Annotated in this window: 2 protein-coding genes and 1 pseudogene; all 3 read left to right on the plus strand. The window is 48.8% G+C overall.

Features of this window, described 5'->3' with window-relative positions; all coding sequences use genetic code 11:
• Positions 1–802 (plus strand): glutamate 5-kinase (proB, locus tag ACTHUT_RS18265; RefSeq protein WP_440419320.1); only part of this gene is annotated, 802 nt, incomplete at its 5' end.
• 9 nt (positions 803–811) lie between these two features.
• Entirely contained in the window at positions 812–2062 is a 1251-nt protein-coding gene (locus ACTHUT_RS18270) for a glutamate-5-semialdehyde dehydrogenase (protein WP_250600099.1), read from the plus strand.
• Positions 2063–2150: 88 nt separating this feature from the next.
• A pseudogene (locus ACTHUT_RS18275) lies at positions 2151–2276 on the plus strand (Grx4 family monothiol glutaredoxin); the annotation flags it as partial.

Below are 2276 nucleotides of genomic sequence, written 5' to 3' on the forward strand. Positions count from 1 at the left end.
GAAACGAGATTTTGAAGCAGTAAAACGCATTGTCATTAAGATTGGAACCAGTTCTTTGGTGTTGCCAAACGGCAAAATCAATTTGGCAAAAATCGACCAACTGGCCTTTGTCATTTCCAGCTTGGTCAGTAAGGGCAAAGAAATTGTGCTGGTGTCTTCCGGTGCAATGGGTTTTGGGCTGAATGTCCTCAACATGGAAAAACGTCCGGCGGAAATGGCGCAGCAGCAGGCTGTTTCCAGCGTCGGCCAAGTGGCCATGATGAGCCTTTATTCGCAGATTTTTTCCCATTATCGGATGACGGTATCGCAAATCCTGCTGACGCGTGATGTGGTCGAATATCCGGAAAGTTTGGCAAACGTTACCAATGCTTTTGAATCCCTGCTTTCTATTGGCGTCATCCCTATTGTCAATGAGAACGATGCGGTCAGCGTGGACGAGATGGACCATGCGACCAAGTTTGGCGATAACGACCGTTTGTCGGCAGTTGTGGCGAAAATCGTTAAAGCCGATTTACTGATTATGTTGTCCGATATCGACGGTTTGTTTGATAAAAATCCGGCTGTTCACGCTGATGCCAAGCTGCGCAGCCATGTGGCCGATATTACCGAAGAAATTATTGCTTCTGCCGGCGGCTCGGGCAGTAAGTTTGGTACGGGCGGCATGCTCAGTAAGATTAAGAGTGCGCAGATGATGTTTGAACATCACGGCCAGATGGTATTGATGAATAGCGCCAATCCGCGCGATATCCTTCAGGTTTTAGATGGCGCGCCTATCGGAACGTGGTTTGCACAAGAGAAATAGGGAGGTTTTATGAGCTATATCGAACAGTTGGGCAAGAATGCTCAAAAAGCCAGTAAAACGTTAATCAGCTTGGGAAGCGTAGAAAAAAACAATCTGCTGCGTCAGGTTGCGGCGGCTTTGGTTGAACAGGCTGAGATGATTTTGGCGGAAAATGCCCGCGATTTGGCCGCTGCAAAAGAAAACGGCATTTCGGACATTATGCTCGACAGGCTGCGCTTGAATCATGAACGCATCAAAGGCATTGCAGAAGGCGTTGGGCAGGTTGCCGATTTACAGGACCCGATTGGGCAGGTTGTCCGCGGCTATACCAATTTGGACGGTTTGAAGATTGTTCAAAAACGCGTGCCTTTGGGCGTGGTTGCCATGATTTTTGAGAGCCGCCCCAATGTTTCGGTCGATGCGTTTTCTCTGGCCTTTAAAACCGGCAATGCCATTATTTTGCGCGGCGGTCGCGATGCCATCCATTCCAATACCGCATTGATTGTCGTCATCAGGCAGACTTTGGTAAAAGCGGGAATAGATGCCGATGTGGTGCAGCTGGTCGAAGATACCAGTCATGCCGCTGCCGAGGAATTGATGCAGGCAGTCGATTATATTGATGTACTGATTCCGCGCGGTGGTGCGCGCTTGATTCAGACGGTGAAAGAGAAATCGAAAGTTCCCGTCATTGAAACCGGAGTCGGTAATTGCCATATTTATGTGGACGACAGTGCCGATTTGGAGATGGCGGTCGATATCGTCGTGAACGCCAAAACGCAGCGTCCGAGCGTGTGCAATGCCGCTGAATCTTTGGTTGTCCACGAAAAGATAGCGGAAGCGTTTTTGCCCAAACTGGAAGAAGCCGTTGCCAAAGTACATCCGGTTGAATTTAGAGCCGATCAGGAAGCATTGCGTATGTTTAAAAATGCTGTTTTGGCAACTGAGGAAGATTACAGCACCGAGTTTCTTGACTATATTATGTCGATCAAAATAGTGAAAACAGTGGAAGAAGCCGTCGATTGGATTAACGGCCATACGACGCATCACTCGGAAGCGATTGTGACCCAAAGCATTGCACATGCCGAGTTTTTCCAAGAAAGCATTGATGCGGCGGCGGTTTATGTCAATGCGTCCACTCGGTTTACCGACGGCTTTGTTTTCGGATTGGGCGCGGAAATCGGTATTTCCACCCAAAAAATGCACGCCCGCGGCCCGATGGGTTTGGAAGCGCTGACTTCGACCAAGTTCTACATCAACGGCAACGGTCAGATCCGACGTTGAGAAACACCCCCTCAACTCCATCAATTTGCGTATAATGGCGGGAAATTTGATTTTCCCCGAACAACCGATTTAGTAAAAAGGAACACACATGTCCTCTATCCACGATCAAATCAAAGAAGTCGTTACCACACACCGCGTCGTATTGTTCATGAAAGGCACGAAGCAATTCCCGCAATGCGGCTTCTCTTCCCGTGCCGTACAAATCCTGAATGCG

This window comes from Neisseria sp. P0022.S010 (assembly GCF_051956635.1).

Coding starts and splice junctions, on each gene's coding strand:
- ACTHUT_RS18270 (WP_250600099.1), top strand. CDS start 812: ATGAGCTATATCGAACAGTTGGGCAAGAATGCTCAAAAAGCCAGTAAA.